The sequence below is a fragment of the Mesorhizobium sp. WSM4840 genome (assembly GCF_055811755.1).
Genome location: NZ_JBVVQD010000121.1, coordinates 1 through 697, shown reverse-complemented (window position 1 = coordinate 697; position 697 = coordinate 1). Strand labels below are relative to the sequence as shown.

Annotated in this window: 1 pseudogene; it reads left to right on the top strand. The window is 65.4% G+C overall.

What is annotated here, in order from left to right:
* Positions 1 to 96: 96 nt before the first annotated feature.
* Positions 97 to 615 (top strand): annotated as a pseudogene (locus tag AC0L3I_RS36965) (IS91 family transposase); the annotation flags it as partial.
* Positions 616 to 697 lie beyond the last annotated feature (82 nt).

Sequence of the window (697 nt, the reverse complement as noted above, 5' to 3'; positions counted from 1 at the left end):
AAAAAGCGCAACAATTCACCGAAAAATGTCAATGTCTGCACCCCAGCTCCCCATTACTGGATCTGCCCATAAGGCAGCTAATGGGCGTCGCCCATTACCTGCCGCAACCGGCACTGTCCCAAGTGCCAGGGCGCGGCGGCGCGGACATGGCTAGCCGAGCGCGAGGCCGACCTTCTGCCGGTCGGCTACTTCCACGTTGTCTTCACGCTGCCTGCCGAGGTCGCCGACATCGCCTTCCACAACAAGGCGGCGGTCTACGACCTGCTGTTCAAGGCGGCGTCGGAGACGATGCTGACCATCGCGGCCGATCCAAAGCACCTCGGCGCGCGCATCGGCATCACCGCAGTGCTCCATACCTAGGGCTCGGCGATGACCCACCATCCGCACGTGCACATGATCGTGCCGGGCGGCGGCATCGCGCCGGACGGAAAGTGCTGGGTATCGTCGCGCCCGGCCTTCCTGCTGCCGGTGCGCGTGCTCGGCAAGCTGTTCCGCCGCCTGTTCCTCTCCCGGTTGGTCGCGCTGCACGATGCGGGCCGGCTCGCCTTCTTCGGCGCAATTGCTCATCTCGCGGAACGGCCGGCATTCCTGCGTCACCTATCGCCGGTCCGGAAGAAGCGCTGCCGAGTAGGTGGGGGCGTTACTGCCCCCACCCCTCACAGACCCGGACGTGCAGTTTTCCCGCATCCGGTTCCTC